Below are 16786 nucleotides of genomic sequence, written 5' to 3'. Positions count from 1 at the left end.
GTAGGCGCAGATTTATGTTCACCCAAGGGGGACGGTAAAGCTATTTCGCTTTGATCACGCCATCATGCGCCAAGTTGTTAACCAAAAAAGGGATATATCCTGACAATTAAGCATAGTTGCACCCTTACCTTGCCGCTCCTGTTTGCGGCAGGTCGTGCTCTTTGATATAGCCCACCGATTGACGGCGGGTCAGGTCATCACATCGTCAGGTTCGATCACCTCGACGACGTACCCCTTGATGCCAAAAGCAATGCTCCGGTAGAGTGTTTCCATCGAGTCTACAGGAAGTTCCCTGAATCGACTACGGACATTCTCCCAGAGCTGACGTTTGCTTCTGGACTCTTCCCAGGCCTTGCGGAAAAGCCAGCATCCCAGCTGCTGAGCCTGGTCAACCAGAAACGCCAGCACCATCAGAGTGGTGAATACCATTGAAAGATGTTGTGCCCCCAGGCCATAGTTGTGTCCCAGATGATACCCTTGGTTCTTCAAGGTATTGAACGTCTCATTTTCGATACGCCACCGGGCCCGGCCCGCCCGCATGATCTCATAGGCGTTCTCCCTGGTGATCTCCAGGTCGGTCACCCAGGCAAACCGCAGTTCATTGCCCTTGTCGTCAGCTTGCCAGTACTCGAGCAGGTTGACCTTCAGATCCTGGTTGGACTTGTTCAGGGACAGGCCATTGACGTAGCGGAAGACATGATATTTCTTTGGATCCCTGGGATCATCCATGTTGAATTCCGTCACTTTACCCGTCTCGACAGAGGCATCGAACTGCTCGAACAGAAACTGATGGTCACCTGGTTTGACACCAAGAATGAAACGCAGGTTCAAGGCCTTGAGCTCCCGTATATGCGGTGCATTGCTGCTCAGAGCGTCTTCAGTGACGATGACTGGAAGATGAGGGTGTTCGCGACGGAACTCTCGCCAGAAACGCTGGGCAGCAGCCCGCTCACAGTCCTGCTTGCTGGTGCCGTCCTGGTTGCTGATCATTTCGGGACAGAAGGGAATGACTTCCCGTTTGTCAGGATGGACAATGGCTGCTCCATACATCTGCTGGTAGTAGGCATGTTTACCGTTTTCCTGTTTCTTTCTGAGGCAGAAATCATTGCCGACTTTTGTCGAATAGTAGAAACCGGTACCGTCACCGCTGATCAGGTAGTGTCCATCCAGACAGGTCATGGCTTCGAGGTCTTTGCCGCGCTGGAGGATGCGGAATACCGCGGTAAAACCTGATCTGAATTCACGCGGCGAAAGAGGATCGAGGATTTCCCGCATCTGGGTGTCGGAGGCGATGTTTTCGATACCGAATACGGCACGCAGATTTTCGGCCTCGTTGAGACGTCGATTTTCAAAAGCCAGCAACGAGGGATCCTTGAGGGAGAACATGGCGTATGCTGACATGAGAGCATCATCGAGGGAGATGCTCGTTTTGCTGACTTGGCGGTGATCAGGGATCGCCTGAAAACATCGGCGCAATACTCGGATAAAGTTATCAGCATTGCAATGCTTTCGCACCGTTTTGGTCTGATCCGTGATGAGGCTGACAATACGTTCCACGTTGTAGAGTTTGATTTGGTCCATGGCGTTCTCCTATGCAACTAATTGAAATCACATAGAAAAACGCGAACCGCCCTTTCAAGGCCTTGTCAAGAAAAAAATAACCGGGATCTTGTTTTTTATCGTCGTTATTCCAGTAGGTTATGATGACACCGTCGATATTTGCATGTTGGGTCCGATCCTCTGGATTGGATAAAAAGTTTACGAAAAATGTCGTAAGATTTCACGCTATACCTACGTTTCAGGCTTGTCCGGGAATTGCTGCACGCCACATCATGTTGCACGATATTATCAACTGGATTGTACAGACGGTCGGCCAATGGGGATATTCCGGCATCGTTATTCTGATGTTTCTGGAATCGTCCTTTTTTCCTTTTCCCAGTGAAGTCGTTATGCCGCCGGCCGGTTATTTGGCAGCGCGGGGAGAGATGTCACTGGGCCTGGTCATTTTTGCCGGTATTGGCGGCAGTCTGCTGGGGGCCCTGTTCAACTATTGGTTGGCAAGCAGGTGGGGGCGGCCGCTCTTTGAGAAGTATGGCCGCTATGTTCTCGTCAGTGAAAAAAACCTGGACAAGGCAGATTATTTTTTTTCCCGGCACGGGCATATATCCACCTTCGTCGGCCGCCTGTTACCCGGCATTCGACAGTATATCAGCCTGCCTGCCGGTCTGGCGCGCATGAATCTGTCAATCTTTGCCATCTTCACTGCACTCGGCGCTGGCATCTGGGTACTCATTCTCGCCATGGTCGGATACTGGATAGGTAACAATCAGGAACTGATCAGCCGGTATCTGCACCAGATCATGCTCGGAGTACTGGCTATCTGCCTGGTGGTTGTGTCGGTTTATATTTTTTGGTGCAATACAGGAAAATCCGGTCGTGTAGAATAGTGAGCATAGATTGCTGGAAATTTTATTATATGTCTGCTCTCAATGCTCGAGGGTAACACGAAAAAAATAACAATGCCAAATCACGTTCTCTTTGCTGTCAGCTCGCTGGGGCTGGGCCACGCGACCAGATCTTTGCCAATTATCAGATCGTTTCTCGTAAAAGGCTGGCACGTCAGCGTGCTTTCCCATGGCAATGGCCTGCGTTTCCTCAGGCAGGAACTTCGGGAGCACCACGTCAGTTTCATTGAACTGCAGGATTATCCAAAGCTCGAGCGGGGCTCGGGGCTTGCCTATTTTTATTATCTTGTTGTCGATCTGTTCACCACCGCCCGCCTTATCCGCCGTGAAAGGAACTTCATCAGAGAGCGGCAGCATCAGTATGCCTGCATTATTTCCGATGGCCGCTATGGAATCTGTTCGACCCAGATACCCAGCTTTCTCATTTCCCACCAGATTTCTTTCATCATGCCCAGGGGACTGGGACTGTTCCGTCCGATCGTTGACTGGATAAACAGCAGGTATCTGCGCCGGTTTGACATGGTTTTCATCCCTGATTTTCCTGAGATGGAAACCTGTCTGTCCGGCAGACTGTCCCATAACAGGGTTACCGATAAACTGAAACATAACTGGATCGGTGTCCTTTCCGCCTATACCCGTGAACAGGACAGAGAAGAGATTGACTACCTCTTCATCATCAGCGGGTATCTTGAGCATCAGAGGGAGTCGTTTATCGGTAAACTGCTCGAGCAGGCAAAAAGGTTGGCAGGCACCAAGGTCTTTGTCCTGGGAGACACCAGCACCGAGGAGGTGACCTGTCTGCCCGACTATAATATCACCATCTATCCGGTGGTTACGGGCAGCCAGCGTAACACGCTCTTTAATCAGGCCCGGCTGATTGTTTCCCGCTCAGGCTACACCACGGTCATGGATCTGGCAGAAATGGATAAACAGGCCGTGCTCTTTGCCACGCCGAAACAGACCGAGCAGGAATATCTGGCGGATTTCCTGGGTGAAAAACAGTGGTATGTCACCGGCAGGGAGCAAAAACATGTTGATCTCCCCGCCATGGTGGAAGAAATCCAGCAGACTGACCGTTTCATCCCTCCCTGGAAAACGGAAAAAAGTCTGGAAATAGTCCATGACGAGGTGAAGAAACATCTCGGTGGCAATCGCTTTTCTCTCATAATTCCTGCACATAATGAGGAACACTACCTGGAAGGAACCCTGAACCACCTTGTCAGCCAGGACTATCCGGTAGACTGTTATGAAATCATTGTGGTGGAAAACGGCTCCACTGACAGCACCAGGGAGATAGCCAGCAGTTATGCGGCAATACATGAAAATCTATCTGTTCTGACCTGTGAAAAAGGCGTTTCCCGGGCCAGAAATACGGGTTTTGCCCAGGCCAGTCCTGACAGTGACTGGATTGTTTTTCTCGATGCCGATACCCGTCTTGAACCGGGTTTTCTTCGTGAGCTGGACAGGTATCTTGGCAAACACGCTGCCGATAACCTGGCGATCGGCACTACCGCGCTTAAACCATCGGATACCTCTTCTGCCAAGGCACGGTTCTGGTTTAGCCTGTACGATCTGGGCCACCGGCTGAGCCGTACCTCCTATGGGCTGCAGATAGTCCGGGCCGAGGTGGCTTCGCAGGTAGCCTATGACGAGCAGCTCAGTTATGCCGAAGATCTGGATTATATCAGGCAGGCCCGCCGGTATGGGGATTTTTTCTTTCTGCAGACAGACAAGGCCGCAACCTCTGCCCGGCGCTTCGAAAAACAGGGTTACCTCAAACAGACGCTCATCTGGTGGTATCAGGCCATGCAGCCTGTCTCTATGAAAAAAGGCAAAAGTTACCTGGTCATCAGGTGAAACGTGGAATCTTTTCTTCTCTTTCTGGAACAGCACCAGCATGTTGCCTATGCTGTTCTCCTGGCAGGTGCCTATATCGAGACGGTGTTTCCCTGTTCACTCTTTGTTTATGGGGAAATTATCTTTCTGGCCGGCCCCATTCTGGCGGGTATGGGCATACTCAACATCTGGATTGTCGCCGCATTATTTTATACCGGAGGCATCCTGGGTGACACCACCAGCTATTTTCTGGGTCGGCGCTACGGCAAGTCGTTCTTTGCGCATTTCAGTGAAAAACCTCTGCTGAGAAGGGTGTTTACCCAAGAGAATTATAAAAGGGGTGAGGCCTTTTTCCGGCGCAATGGCCCCTGGTCCGTGTTTCTGGCCCGTTTGAGCGGCCCCTTTTCCTGGATTACCCCGGCCCTGGCAGGCGTCTTTCAGATGGAATTTAAACGATTCATCCTGTTCAATGTACCAGGCGTATTTGTGGGAATAGGCGAGTTTATTCTGGTAGGCTACCTTTTTGGCAGGAATTACGAAACAGTCATGCATCTGGCGCAGAAGTACGTGGCAGCGGTTCTGCTCCTTGTTTTTGCCTTTGTCATGCTGTACAGGAGAAAACGGTCAGCTGCATGACTGTATTATTTTTGATCACCACTGAAACCCAGCCCGAATTAAGCGATAAGGCGCAAAGGCACTGAGGCGCCAGGGGAGGAGAGACTTGAGTGGTTCAGCACCTTAAACACCACGCACTGGTATCCCATGATGGAGTACCAACGCGCACTCAACTCCTGTTACCTGAAAAATAAAGGAATGACATGCCATCGATCTTTATTAAGAACACTGGACAGCGCATTGAAACAACCATGGTTCGCTCCATCCTGGTCACACTGCAATCACATGGTATTCCGATTGAAACAGTATGCGGTGGCAAAGCCATGTGTGGAAAATGCGTAGTCCGTGTCCTGGAAGGGCAGCAGTTTTTGAGTCCTGTAAACTCTCGGGAAGCGAAAAGACTTGAGGCGATTGGCGCAGATGAGAACATGCGGCTGGCCTGTCAAACATACATTGGAAGAGATGTTGCAATAGAAATTATTAATTTTGGCTCATAGGTCCCGGGCAGAAGCCCCTTTTTTGAGCCGGCAGTATGCCTGTGCTTCTGGGGATTACAACTCCTTGTAAAACAAGCTAGAGATCTGGTTCCGGCATTGCCTGCACACGTTCCGGAACAGGTTCTGCCCCATTAACTGATGGATACAGAATTTGGATACAAAGAATTGTTTCCATAACCGTACGTTATATGGAGGAAGATACGTTGACACATCAATCCGGAGAGCGAGAAAAGGAGGAGCAGGGTGATTAACCATAAGAGGCAATGGATTCCCCTGACCTATTCCATGGGGTTTCTTTTTCGTCATCTCCGTCTTCTGGGATGGAGCATATTGCTCGTGGCAATCACCGTGGCGTTGACCTGGATCGGCTACCTTGAGGCGATACACCTCATCGATGGTCTGACCGGTCATTTTTTCCAGCAGCCTCCGGATATCACCGGTATCTGGGGCTGGCTGGTCGGCAAGGGCTGGCTGGTGGTCAAATATCTTTTTCTTATTATCACCCGCATTGCTGCCTTCTATCTCGCCTTTCTGACCGCCTACTGCCTTACCACGCCCGGATACGTCTTTTTAAGCGGAGCAGCAGAAAAGATCTATCTGGGCCGTCAGGTTAAGCAAACGGACGGATTCACACCGGCCGGTGTACTCATCGACCTGTGGGAAGGATGCAAGATCGGCGCGATTGGTATCCTGGTCACCATGGTTGCCCTGGCGGTAAACTGCATCCCGGTTGTCGGTCAGGCTCTGGTCTTTCTGATCTATGTTTTTTATTCTGCCCTGATGTTCATCGATTATCCCGCTTCCAATCATCGCTGGACCCTGGGAAAGAAAATTGACTGGGTGCGAACGTACCGCATCCACTCCTTCCGGCTCGGGATTTTCCCTGCCTTCATCAGCATGATTCCGGTGATCAATATCTTCTGTATGGCCCTGCTTTTTCCATTGTTTACCATCCACACAACGTTGAATTTTATAGCCGTACAGAATGGAGAACAGCCCGGGATCAAGCTTTCCTGATGCATAAAAGCCAGCCACCTTCAGAGAAGACAGCTGATTCCTTCAATCTGCAGGACTATAATTTCAGCAATTACAACTTGATACTATGGAAAAACTTACCCGACTGACTACGATCTATTTTCGTCGCCGGACCTGGTTTCGGCTGCTCTTGATTGTTCTTATCCTCTGTTTCTGGGCATATATTGAAATAGCCGATCTTTTTCCTATTGAAGATCATGACCTGAATTTTCAGGCCCTGCAGAGGATAGAGCAGCGGTATGAGAAAGGACCCCTCACCTTTGCCTTTCTCGCTGATGCCAAGAACAGTCCGGTCTTCAGCGATGTTGTCCGCAAGCTCAATAATGACCAGACGTTACAGTTTGCCATTATCGGCGGCGATCTGGTGCTCTATCCGGACCGTGATACCTTCCGTCAATACCTTGATCAGCGTCGTGAACTGCAGATCCCCAACCTGACCCTGCCCGGAAACCATGATGTGGCCTTTCATAACATGGATATGTACTATCACATCTTCGGGCGGATGTACTATTCCTTTGTCCTTGGTGACGCTAAATTTATCCTCCTTGATAACAGCAATGAGACGAGTCTTGGCGATGAACAGGAGGCCTGGCTTGAAAAAGAGCTTAAAGACGGACTTCGGTACAAATACCGGTTCGTCTTCATGCATGTGCCGCTCTGGGATCCCAGGGATAAACCCGGGGCGCTTGTCCGCTATGCCCATGCCCTGAAAGACGCGGATGTGGCCCGCCGACTTGAGGACCTGTTTCTGCGCTACAGGGTTACCACACTTTTTACCTCGCATATTCATGCCTGGTATGACGAGACAATCCACGGGCTGCATACCATCGTCAGTGGCGGTGCAGGAGCCGAGCTGGTGGGCAAGGACCCGGAGCATACATTCTATCATTATGTCCGGGTCACTGTCGGGGAGCAGAAGGTTACCTCCGAGCTGGTCAAAATAGACAGGAATATTACCTACTCCGGTATGAAAAAATATATGCATCTTGCCGGACTCTACCTTTTGACCTTTGGCAGGATCTATATGAAATATGTACTCATGGGATTTTTTATCCTGACGCTTGCCGTTGACGGGATGCTGGAGTTTCTCTACCACCGGAAACATCGCAGACCCGCTGGGGCGGAAAAATAAATTTGATGACCACTGAAGCTCAGCTAGCTCACAACCCACAACTCGATTTGCAGATACATCCGGGCTGAGAAAAAATTGCAACCATGACTGAACTGCTCACCACTGTCACCACAGGGATAGCCAAGCATCCAAATCTGGCCGGGCTGGTCATTTTTTTGACATCCTTTGCCGAATCATTGGCGGTCATCGGCCTGCTGGTCCCCGGTGCGGCTTTAATGCTGACGGCAGGCGCCCTGATTGCCACCGGGGCCTTGTCCTTCTGGCCAACCATGGCCTGGGCGGTCTTTGGAGCAGTGCTCGCCGACGGTCTGAGTTACTGGCTGGGTCATTATTATAAAGACAATATTCGCTCGTTACGTATTTTTGCGAAACACCAGGATATGCTCGCCAGGGGAGAATCGTTTTTTCACCGCCATGGAGGCAAGTCCGTCTTTTTTGGCCGTTTTATCGGGCCAATCAGGCCCGTTATCCCCCTGGTTGCCGGAATGCTTGGCATGGATCCGGTCCACTTCACTTTCTACAACGTGCTTTCTGCCCTTGGCTGGGCGCCTGCCTATCTGCTGCCAGGTATGGCTTTTGGAGCCTCACTGGCTCTGGCAGGCGAAGTGGCCAAACGTCTCGCCATCTTGATCGGTGTCAGTGTTGTTGGCGGATGGATGGTCTTTTTTCTCTCCCGGAGACTCCTTCGTTTTGCTCTGAACCGTTTTCCGGCCTGGGAGAAAAAACTGCTGGTGCTGCTGCAGCGTTTGCCCCTGTTGCAGCGCTGGCTGAAGGGCGGTGTCCTTGACCGGGATCAATCCATGTTGCGGCTGCTGGTGTTGCTGGCCATGGTCTTTGTCGGTTCACTCTGGCTCTTTTTCGGCATAACTGAAGATGTGGTCACCGGCGATCCTCTGGTGCAGGTCAATCAATCGGTCTATCACCTGCTCCAGGGCCTGCGTACGCCCTGGGGCGATACCATCATGGTCGCCATAACCATGCTCGGTGACGCCGCTGTCACTGGATCGCTGACCCTGGCCGCCCTGGTCTGGCTGCTCTGGCGAAAAGACCGCTATTCGGCGCTTTATCTCGCTATCACCGTGGCGGGAGGATTTTTCCTTGTTACCGCTGTGAAAACTCTTACCCACATTCCACGACCAGTGGATATGTACCAGGGTGCGGTCCGCTGGGCTTATCCCAGTAATCACGCCACCATCAGCGTGATCATCTTCGGCTTTCTTGCCCTGCTTTGCAGCCGGGAACTGCGCCCGGACAGGCGCTGGCTGCCGGTGAGTTTCGCTCTGGTGTTGATTACCGGGATAGGCGCGTCACGCCTCTATCTTGGAGCGCACTGGCTTTCTGATGTGGTCGGTGGCTTCTGCCTCGGCACAGCCTGGCTTATTTTGCTCTCGGTTGCCTATTTCAACCATGTCCCCACCCGTTCCTGTGCCTACCGGGGACTGTGGGCTCTCTGCCTGACGGTTCTTGTTTTGGCTGCCACCGTACACTGGTCAAGTGGATTTAACAGGAATAAACTTCGCTATGCCTTGCGTCACGATGTGCGCACCATGCCGACATCTGTGTGGCAGACAGAGGGCTGGCAGCAGTTACCCGTGGCCCGGCTGGATCTGGAGGGAGAAAAAGAGCAGGTGTTTAATCTGCAGTATGCAGGGGATCTCGACAAACTGAAAAAAATGCTTCTTGCCCGGGATTGGCGGCAACCTGTTCCCCTGACCGTGGTGACAGGCCTGCGCTGGCTGCTTGCCGATCCTGATCCGTTCAGTTTGCCCATCCTGCCCCAGGTGCATGACGGCCGGCATGAACAACTGCTGCTCATACATGCACTTTCCACCAGTCCCCATGATTTACTGGTGCTGCGTTTATGGCCGGCAGATATACGTCTTGATAATACAACACCGCTCTGGGTCGGAACGCTGAGCCGGATGACGGTGCGAAACTACATGTACATTATCAACCTGCCGCGAACAGTTGAAAATGTTTCGCCGGACGTGTTGGCACAGCATCTCGATCTTGGCCGGAAACTGGTCCGGCGACCCGGGGGAGACAAGGTGCTTCTGCTCTACAGCGCGGTGAAGAGGCAACCATGAAAACAGGTTTCCTGCCGCGCACGGTGATCATATTCGGGCTTGTGTCCTTTTTAAATGACACGGCCAGTGAAATGATCACGCCTCTGTTACCCCTGTTCCTGACCGCCACGCTTGGGGCAGGACCCGCGGTGGTGGGCCTTGTGGAAGGTGTCGCCGAGGCCACGGCCAGTCTGCTCAAGCTCTATTCCGGCCGGATGGCGGACAGGGGCTGGAACCATAAGCGTCTGGTGCTGGGGGGATACTCCGTCTCCAACACGGCCCGTCCTCTGATCGGCCTGGCGCTTGGTTGGGGCTGGGTACTGGTTCTGCGGTTTCTGGACCGGGTCGGTAAAGGGTTGCGGACTTCTCCGAGGGATGCGCTTATTGCCGGGTCAATCGATGCGGCCCGGCGCGGTCGTGCCTTTGGTTTTCATCGGGCCCTGGATAATGCTGGATCCATGCTGGGTCCTCTTTGTGCCTGGTTGCTGCTGCGCAGCGGCATGGGCATGCAACATGTCTTTTTCTGGTCTCTCGTACCGGGAATCCTTGTTATTGCGCTGCTGTATTTTGGCCTGGAGGATACACCGGCAGCCGGCAGACCTACCCGGCTTCCGCCACTGCGATGGTCTGTTCTGGATCAACGTCTGCGTGGCATGATCCTTGCTGCCGGCGGGCTTGCCCTGGCCAGTGCACCAGAGGCCTTTCTTGTTCTCTGGGCCAGCGATCAGGGCCTGCAGGTTGCCTGGGTTCCTCTGTTATGGGCAGCCGCCAGTGCGGTCAAGGCCGTGGTCGCCGGACCGGCAGGGTGTCTGTCGGATCGTTTCGGCAGACTGGCGGTTCTGCTGGTCGGCTGGTCATTGCGTATTGTTCTTCTTCTGGCCCTTGCCTGGTCCTGTGGCCTGACCAACCAGATTATCGTGTGGATGCTGTTTCTGGGATATGCTGCCGCGCTTGCGTCAACAGAAGGTGCGGAACGCGCCCTGGTCGGCGATTTCGCACGAAGCCGGGAACGGGCAACGGCCTTTGGCCTCTATCACATGGTTGTCGGCCTGGCCGCACTTCCCGGGGCCCTGCTCTTTGGCACTGTCTGGCAGATCTTCGGATCAGCGCAGGCGTTTCTGCTGGACGCACTCATAGCGGCCGGATCGATCGTTCTTCTCGTCGCAGTGCAGAAAGAGCAGAGGCTACGCGTTCAGCGGCGCTGAATCGCTCCGTTTTTTGTCTGTTTGCAGGGTTGGGAAAAAAACACGGACACGGGTCCAGGACCCGGCCTCACTTTCCATCGTGATGGTGCCGCCATGCATTTCAATGATCCGTTTCACGATGGTCAATCCCAAACCTGCGCCGCCAAGAGCGGTTGAGCGGGATTTTTCAACCCGGTAAAACTGATCAAAGACCCGCTCTAACTGATCAGCCGGCATGCCGGGACCGCTATTATATATTTCCAACCATATTCCCTTGTTTTCCGTTGTGATACGACATTCTATCCGGCCTTCTTCGGGATGGTTGTATTTGATGGCGTTATCGATGAGATTGATCAGCACCCGTTTGATTTTTTCACCGTCTGCCCTTATGAAAGCGCTCCCTGGCAGCTCGAGGGAGAGTTCTATGTTGTTTGCCCTGATAATATCTTCAAATTCAGTGAAAACCGTGGCGGTGAGTTCCACTAAATCAAGTTCTTCGGGATCACAGGCTGCCTGTAACTCCAGCGCTGACAGGTCGAGCAGATTTTTCACCAGCCGATCCATACGACAAAGAATCCTGCTTTGCTGCACAAGCTGTTTTCTGAAATTGTCGGGCAGCTCACTGAGCTGCAGCGCTTCATCAAAAAATAACCGTTGCATGGCAATGGGTGTTTTCAGCTCGTGAGAAGCATTGGCAAGAAATTCTTTCTGGTGCTGGAAAGAATACTGCAGACGGTCAAACATGTGGTTCAGGGAAGAAGACAGCTCATAGAGTTCATCACGGTTTTTGCCGAGCGGGATTCGTTTGTCCAGGGTCTTGTCGGTGATCTCCCGGGCCAGACTGTTAATAGCGCTGATCGGTTTCAGGATGCGTCCGGAAACATAATACCCAAGCCCAACCATAACAGCGGCTGAACAAGCCAATCCGATAAGCAGGGAGATCAGCAGGTCGAAAATCTCTTCGTCCAGCTTTTCTATCGGCCGGGCTATCTGAACAAGATAGGAATGGCCTGCAACAGGAATAGTGAAAATTCGAACCCGGAACGCCACCTCGTCATTGTCATCCTGTTCCAGGTTGATGGTTTTCGCGGGCATGGTGGTGCTGACAGTATATCTGGAGCGTTTTGGGTCCAGAGGCAGATCGGTAAAGCGCACCATGTCCGAGGCATAGATGAGTTCCTGTTGTTCATTGAAAATCTTGATCCAGTATGGCCTGGTAAGAGACGACAGCATGGTGTTCTCTGTGAGGTCTCTTTGCAGTTTGCCGGATTGCGGTTCAAGGCCTGAGATCAGGGTATGGGCCTGGATGTCCAGCTCCTCGTCAAGTAAGTCGTAGGGCTGTTCAATCATTTCGTAGGAGACGACCAGAGAAAAAAGCAGACTTGCCACCAGGCCGCTGGCAGTAATCCACAGGGTGATTCGGTTACGTATCTTCATTAATCATCATCCCTGATTATATAGCCCACTCCGCGTACCGTCCTGATGACCTCACCCCCGGTATCCCCGATTTTGCGGCGCAGATTTTTAATGTGGACATCGATGTTGTTGGACATGGTAAAGGGATCAAAGGCATCGCCCCATACATGTTCGGCCATGCTGAAACGCGATACAGCCCGATTTCTGTTGTACAGGAGAAATTCCAGAACAGAAAATTCTTTCGGGGTAAGCTTGAGCGGCCGGTCATTGAGTGTAACTTCCCTGGTTGCCGTGTTCAGGCGGAGATTCCCGGTTTCCAGTACCGATGTAACGAGCTCGTTCCCTCTCCTGAGCAGGGCACGAATTCTGGCCAGCAGTTCAGCCATGGAAAAGGGTTTGGCCAGGTAATCGTCAGCTCCCAGGTCAAGTCCCTTGATCCGGTCTTCAATCTCTCCTCTGGCGGTGAGCATCAGTATCGGAGTGGTTATCTTTTCGTTTCGCAACTCCAGAAGTACCCCGAATCCGTCTTTTTTCGGCAACATGACATCAAGGATGATCAAGTCATAGGGATCGGAGAAGGCACGGTCCAGGGCTTCTTCCCCATCCATGGCCGTATCTGTTGTGTACTGCTGCCGGTTAAGGGCCTGCCTGATCTGTTCCAGCAGTTCCGGTTCGTCGTCAACTATCAGAATTCGCATGGTTTCTCCTGAGACCACTCCATTGTCACGCACCGGGGCGGCAGGGTGGAGCCATAGCAGAAAAGAATCACTTTTTCGTAATGGAACTGGGAAGATAATACAACATGTTCCTGTTTCCCTGGTCAAGATAGAGAAAAAGCGCTCTTTTCCTGTGTGATTGCCACCATACCAGTCTTTCATGAAGAAATGATGAAAGGCCCATGGTCCGCTGTTTTTTTCGGTTCCTCTCTTCATCATTTCTTCATCTTCCCATGGTAAAGCTCACGGCATGACAGGTGGCGACTGATTTTCTGTCCTGGTGCTTTTCTCACGACTGGCTGACCAGGATCTGATGACGATGTATGGGAGCAGCCCTGAGCAGAGTTTTTTGATCAGGGCGATCTCACTGGAAATGACTAACACCCATGCAGGCTCGCACGGCCTGCACAACGAAACATGAAAGCTGTTGTTCTCCGGATGGTGGGATGAGACTTTCATATAAAGGTGACCATACGTGATGGATAAGGAAACAATCTGGCTTGTCATCGGTTTTCTGGGACAGGCATGCTTTACCTGCCGCTTTCTTGTGCAGTGGCTGGCAAGTGAGCGGCAGAAGAAAAGTATCATTCCCCTGGCATTCTGGTATTTCAGCATCGTCGGCGGAGCAATTCTGTTCTCCTATGCCGTGTACCGGAGGGATCCGGTGTTTATTCTGGGCCAGTCCACCGGTTTGCTCATCTATTTCCGCAATCTTCATTTCATCAAAAAAGATCAAAGGGTCAAGGCGTATGCCAGGGCGTAGGTCGTATACCGATTGGCAGTGGATTCTCATCTGGGCGCTCTTATTGGCTTCGGCCCTCGTTGCCAGGCCGCCGGTGCCGATAGATGAAACCCGCTATCTTTCCGTTGCCTGGGAAATGTGGCAGAGCAACCAGTTTCTGGTCCCCCATATCAACGGCCTGCCTTACAGTCACAAGCCACCGTTGCTGTTCTGGCTTATTCACCTGGGCTGGTTTCTCTTCGGGGTCAATGCCTGGTCGGCCCGGCTGACTGCTCCGCTTTTTGGCTTTGCAGGCATAATTCTAACCATGCGGCTGGCAGCCATGTTATGGCCTGAAAATAAAGAAGTCAGGAGCGCCGTTCCCTATATTCTCACGGGTATGTTCATCTGGAGCCTGTATGGAACACTCACCATGTTTGACATGCTCCTCGTCTTTTTTTCTCTGCTGGCCTGGCTTGCTCTTGTGCGGGTGGAGAGGGGGCAGAAAGCCATGGGCTGGGCTTTGTTTGGGCTTGCAACAGGGCTGGGCCTGCTTGCCAAGGGACCGGTAATTCTGGTGTATGTTCTGCCGCCGGCCCTCTTTGCACCCTGGTGGAGTAGCAGAGAGGGAAACCGTTTCTGGCTAAGCTGGTACGGCGGGCTTCTTGCCGCTGTTACCGGGGGCACTGTCCTTGCTCTCTGCTGGGCTCTTCCGGCGGCCAGGGCCGGTGGAGTGGAATACGGGCAAGCCATCCTCTTTGGCCAGACAGCCGGTCGTGTGGTCCATTCCTTTGCGCACCAGCGGCCTTTCTACTGGTATGGGGTTTTGCTTCCGGTCATCCTCTTCCCCTGGTTTTTCTGTCTCTCTTTCTGGACAGGGTGCAGGCGACTCAGTCTTGATAGATCTGTACGTTTCTGCCTGAGTGCGGTGGTGCCCTCCTTTTTTCTGCTCTCTGCTATCAGTGGCAAGCAGCTTCATTATAGCCTGCCCCTGCTGCCGCCGGTGGCCTTGCTGGCAGCCCGAGGCGTAACAGACCGGGGCGTGCAATTCTTCCGTGACCGGTGGCCGATGGTCTTTTTGCTCGGTATTCTTGGCCTGGTCCTGTCTGTCATTCCCTGGCTACCTCTGCAGGGCAGGGATGCAGTCATGCTCAAGTTTCTTCCTCCCTGGATCGGCATCGGTCCCGTTATTGTGGCGATCTGTTTTCTTTTCTTTCGTCCATCCGGAACCAGGCAACATCTTCAATCTATTTCCTGGGGAATACTCCTGCTGATGATTTTTTTTCATCTGGCGTTATATAGACCTCTGCATACCCTGTACGACGAGACAGCCCTGGCTGTGAAAATAAGCAAAGTGCAGGAGCAGGGCAGGATGGTGGCTGTGTATCCGGCAGAATTATCTGATCAGTTCCAGTTCGCAGGCCGCTTGACCAGACCTCTCAAACCGATGCGCACCCTCAGAGAACAGGTTGCCTGGTCTCTCAGGAATCCGGAACAGTTCTGCCTGATATTCACCAGCGACAGGGGACACTGGCTTTTCCAGGATGGAGCTATGAAACAGCAGTTCAAGCATGGCTGGCTGATTCTCTGCCAAGCAGCCCAATTCAGTGGTGCTTATCAGCAATGGAAAAAAGGAGAGAAGCTGCTGGCACTCGATGTCTCCGTGCAAAGTCGTCGCTAGTTGTCGTCTGCCCTTTGATACATTGTGCCAGTCAGAGCGATGAGTAATCTTTCGGACTTGGTCTGCTTCCTTCATGGATTACTGTGAAAAATGCAGCAGGATGGATTCCCGATCGGGTGTGAACTGGCGATAGCTGGTGTTGGATTTGTCGAGCATGATCTTGGAAGCCCGGACCGAGTCGGTATCGGCATACTTGTCGGAGAGATAGATAATCTCCCGGATGCCGGCCTGGATAATGACCTTGGTGCACTCGTTGCACGGGAACAGGGCAACATAGATGCGGCAGTCACGCAGGTCGTAGGAAATAGAGTTCAGCACGGCATTGAGTTCCGCGTGACAGACGTAAGGGTATTTCGTGTCCAGGTAATTGCCTTCCCTGGACCAGGGCAGCTCATCATCTGAGCAACCCCAGGGGAAACCATTATACCCGACACCGACGATTTTGTTCTGTGAGTTGGCCACGCAGGCGCCGACCTGGGTGTTGGGGTCCTTGGAGCGCAGGCCCGACAGCAGAGCCACGGCCATGAAATACTCATCCCAGGAAAGATAATCTGTTCGTTTGCCGACCATGTCTATCTCTGCTGCTCCTTGTACGCTTTTCTGCGGCGGCGCCAGTCCGAAGCGCCGGTGACCTTCTCGACAAAGGTCTTGATGGCATTGAAGTAATAGATTCCGCCCACTGCGATCAGGGAATTGTGATCGGCACCGGGAACGATCTGCAGTTCCTTGGACCGGGCCCCGCAGTTGGCATGCAGCTTCTGGGCCTGCCACAGGGGAATAAGGTCGTCCTGCTGGCCGTGGAGGATAAAGGTCGGCCTGGTCACTGACTCGATTTTCCCGCCATTGTTGAAGGTCTCCTCTTCGCTGATACCCATGGCCTCCAGGTCCAGGCCCAGGCTCTTGGCGAGCGGCAGGGTTTCGGCAAAGCCCGAATCGATGATCAGTCCCTTGATCTCGTCGTTATAGCTTGAAGCCAGCTCGATGGCGCAGGCCGAACCAAGGGAGCGTCCCATGATGAAGAGCTGGTCCGTGTAGCCTTGGTCCTTCAGCCATGCCCGGAGGAAGTGGTACAGGGTGTGGGCGTCATCCAGCAGGGTGGAGGCCGTCGGGGTGCCGGTGCTCCAGCCATAACCGCGGTAATCGGTGATCAGGAAGTTCATACCCGCTTCCACGTACCGGGGACCGATCTCGTCGTAATCGGCCACGATTTCACCGTTGCCGTGGAAGAACAGAATTGTCGGTGCCTCCAACCCGGCAGAGAAGAGCCGACAGCCAATGGTGGCCTCATCATCCATCTTGACCGTAATATCGGTGGCTCCGGGCGGGATCGGGGTCTTTTCACAGGTCCGGGGATGAAACAGTATATTTTGTATTTCCGGACTGTCCAGGGGATTTGCAGTCATGGATCGCTCCAGGGTGTTC

The 16786-nt window shown here is 52.8% G+C and carries 15 protein-coding genes; 10 read left to right on the top strand and 5 right to left on the bottom strand.

Annotated elements, in window-relative coordinates; all coding sequences use genetic code 11:
* Positions 1–189: 189 nt before the first annotated feature.
* Positions 190–1581 carry a transposase gene (locus tag GF1_RS09215; protein WP_267926018.1) on the bottom strand — a complete coding sequence of 464 codons (1392 nt, stop codon included), beginning with the start codon at positions 1579–1581 and terminating at the stop codon, positions 190–192.
* 251 nt (positions 1582–1832) lie between these two features.
* Here GF1_RS09215 and GF1_RS09210 point away from each other — a divergent pair, with 251 nt between their 5' ends.
* The 8 genes from GF1_RS09210 to GF1_RS09175 all read left to right on the top strand — a co-directional run bounded on the left by GF1_RS09210 (position 1833) and on the right by GF1_RS09175 (position 10851).
* On the top strand, positions 1833–2447 hold the full coding sequence (locus GF1_RS09210) for a DedA family protein (protein WP_353740457.1): 615 nt from the start codon (positions 1833–1835) through the stop codon (positions 2445–2447).
* Between the two features lie 72 nt (positions 2448–2519).
* The gene (locus GF1_RS09205; RefSeq protein ID WP_267926240.1) at positions 2520–4322 is read left to right on the top strand and encodes a glycosyltransferase; all 1803 of its coding nucleotides are present in this window, start codon (positions 2520–2522) and stop codon (positions 4320–4322) included.
* Between the two features lie 3 nt (positions 4323–4325).
* Positions 4326–4937 (top strand): DedA family protein, encoded by a 612-nt coding sequence (locus GF1_RS09200; protein WP_267926239.1) that lies wholly within the window; start codon positions 4326–4328, stop codon positions 4935–4937.
* Positions 4938–5119: 182 nt separating this feature from the next.
* Entirely contained in the window at positions 5120–5413 is a 294-nt protein-coding gene (locus GF1_RS09195; RefSeq protein WP_267926238.1) for a 2Fe-2S iron-sulfur cluster-binding protein, read from the top strand.
* A gap of 243 nt (positions 5414–5656) precedes the next feature.
* On the top strand, positions 5657–6430 hold the full coding sequence (locus GF1_RS09190; protein WP_267926236.1) for an EI24 domain-containing protein: 774 nt from the start codon (positions 5657–5659) through the stop codon (positions 6428–6430).
* Between the two features lie 85 nt (positions 6431–6515).
* Positions 6516–7580, top strand: a complete 1065-nt coding sequence (locus tag GF1_RS09185; protein ID WP_267926235.1) for a metallophosphoesterase family protein — start codon at positions 6516–6518, stop codon at positions 7578–7580.
* A gap of 83 nt (positions 7581–7663) precedes the next feature.
* Complete coding sequence (locus GF1_RS09180; protein ID WP_267926233.1) at positions 7664–9667, top strand: bifunctional DedA family/phosphatase PAP2 family protein; 2004 nt, start codon at positions 7664–7666, stop codon at positions 9665–9667.
* A complete protein-coding gene (locus GF1_RS09175) occupies positions 9664–10851 on the top strand; it encodes an MFS transporter (RefSeq protein ID WP_267926232.1) in 1188 nt (395 codons plus the stop codon). Before GF1_RS09180 ends, GF1_RS09175 begins: the two co-directional genes overlap by 4 nt.
* On the opposite strand, the gene GF1_RS16600 is transcribed toward GF1_RS09175, so the two are convergent.
* Positions 10831–11733: a sensor histidine kinase gene (locus GF1_RS16600; RefSeq protein ID WP_435051710.1), complete on the bottom strand. Its 903-nt coding sequence runs from the start codon at positions 11731–11733 to the stop codon at positions 10831–10833. The genes GF1_RS09175 and GF1_RS16600 overlap by 21 nt on opposite strands.
* A gap of 533 nt (positions 11734–12266) precedes the next feature.
* A complete protein-coding gene (locus tag GF1_RS09165) occupies positions 12267–12944 on the bottom strand; it encodes a response regulator transcription factor (RefSeq protein WP_267926229.1) in 678 nt (225 codons plus the stop codon).
* A gap of 496 nt (positions 12945–13440) precedes the next feature.
* Between GF1_RS09165 and GF1_RS09160 the strand changes: the two genes are divergently transcribed.
* Both GF1_RS09160 and GF1_RS09155 read left to right on the top strand, forming a co-directional pair.
* A complete protein-coding gene (locus tag GF1_RS09160) occupies positions 13441–13725 on the top strand; it encodes a lipid-A-disaccharide synthase N-terminal domain-containing protein (RefSeq protein WP_267926228.1) in 285 nt (94 codons plus the stop codon).
* A gap of 73 nt (positions 13726–13798) precedes the next feature.
* The gene (locus GF1_RS09155; protein ID WP_267926227.1) at positions 13799–15364 is read left to right on the top strand and encodes an ArnT family glycosyltransferase; all 1566 of its coding nucleotides are present in this window, start codon (positions 13799–13801) and stop codon (positions 15362–15364) included.
* Positions 15365–15442: 78 nt separating this feature from the next.
* Here GF1_RS09155 and GF1_RS09150 read toward each other — a convergent pair whose 3' ends face one another.
* Positions 15443–15934, bottom strand: a complete 492-nt coding sequence (locus tag GF1_RS09150; protein ID WP_267926226.1) for a deoxycytidylate deaminase — start codon at positions 15932–15934, stop codon at positions 15443–15445.
* 2 nt (positions 15935–15936) lie between these two features.
* Positions 15937–16767, bottom strand: a complete 831-nt coding sequence (locus GF1_RS09145; RefSeq protein WP_267926225.1) for an alpha/beta hydrolase — start codon at positions 16765–16767, stop codon at positions 15937–15939.
* Between the last annotated feature and the right edge of the window lie 19 nt (positions 16768–16786).

This window comes from Desulfolithobacter dissulfuricans, assembly GCF_025998535.1.
GTDB classification, from domain to species: Bacteria; Desulfobacterota; Desulfobulbia; order Desulfobulbales; family Desulfobulbaceae; genus Desulfolithobacter; species Desulfolithobacter dissulfuricans.
Note: the sequence above shows the minus strand (reverse complement) of the source record. Positions and strands in the feature narration are given on the sequence as shown.

Excerpts from the sequence above, each read along its gene's own strand:
- GF1_RS09215 (WP_267926018.1), bottom strand. The coding sequence starts at position 1,581 with ATGGACCAAATCAAACTCTACAACGTGGAACGTATTGTCAGCCTCATC.
- GF1_RS09210 (WP_353740457.1), top strand. The coding sequence starts at position 1,833 with ATGTTGCACGATATTATCAACTGGATTGTACAGACGGTCGGCCAATGG.
- GF1_RS09205 (WP_267926240.1), top strand. The coding sequence starts at position 2,520 with ATGCCAAATCACGTTCTCTTTGCTGTCAGCTCGCTGGGGCTGGGCCAC.
- GF1_RS09195 (WP_267926238.1), top strand. The coding sequence starts at position 5,120 with ATGCCATCGATCTTTATTAAGAACACTGGACAGCGCATTGAAACAACC.
- GF1_RS09185 (WP_267926235.1), top strand. The coding sequence starts at position 6,516 with ATGGAAAAACTTACCCGACTGACTACGATCTATTTTCGTCGCCGGACC.
- GF1_RS09180 (WP_267926233.1), top strand. The coding sequence starts at position 7,664 with ATGACTGAACTGCTCACCACTGTCACCACAGGGATAGCCAAGCATCCA.
- GF1_RS09175 (WP_267926232.1), top strand. The coding sequence starts at position 9,664 with ATGAAAACAGGTTTCCTGCCGCGCACGGTGATCATATTCGGGCTTGTG.
- GF1_RS16600 (WP_435051710.1), bottom strand. The coding sequence starts at position 11,733 with ATGGTTGGGCTTGGGTATTATGTTTCCGGACGCATCCTGAAACCGATC.
- GF1_RS09165 (WP_267926229.1), bottom strand. The coding sequence starts at position 12,944 with ATGCGAATTCTGATAGTTGACGACGAACCGGAACTGCTGGAACAGATC.
- GF1_RS09160 (WP_267926228.1), top strand. The coding sequence starts at position 13,441 with ATGGATAAGGAAACAATCTGGCTTGTCATCGGTTTTCTGGGACAGGCA.
- GF1_RS09150 (WP_267926226.1), bottom strand. The coding sequence starts at position 15,934 with ATGGTCGGCAAACGAACAGATTATCTTTCCTGGGATGAGTATTTCATG.
- GF1_RS09145 (WP_267926225.1), bottom strand. The coding sequence starts at position 16,767 with ATGACTGCAAATCCCCTGGACAGTCCGGAAATACAAAATATACTGTTT.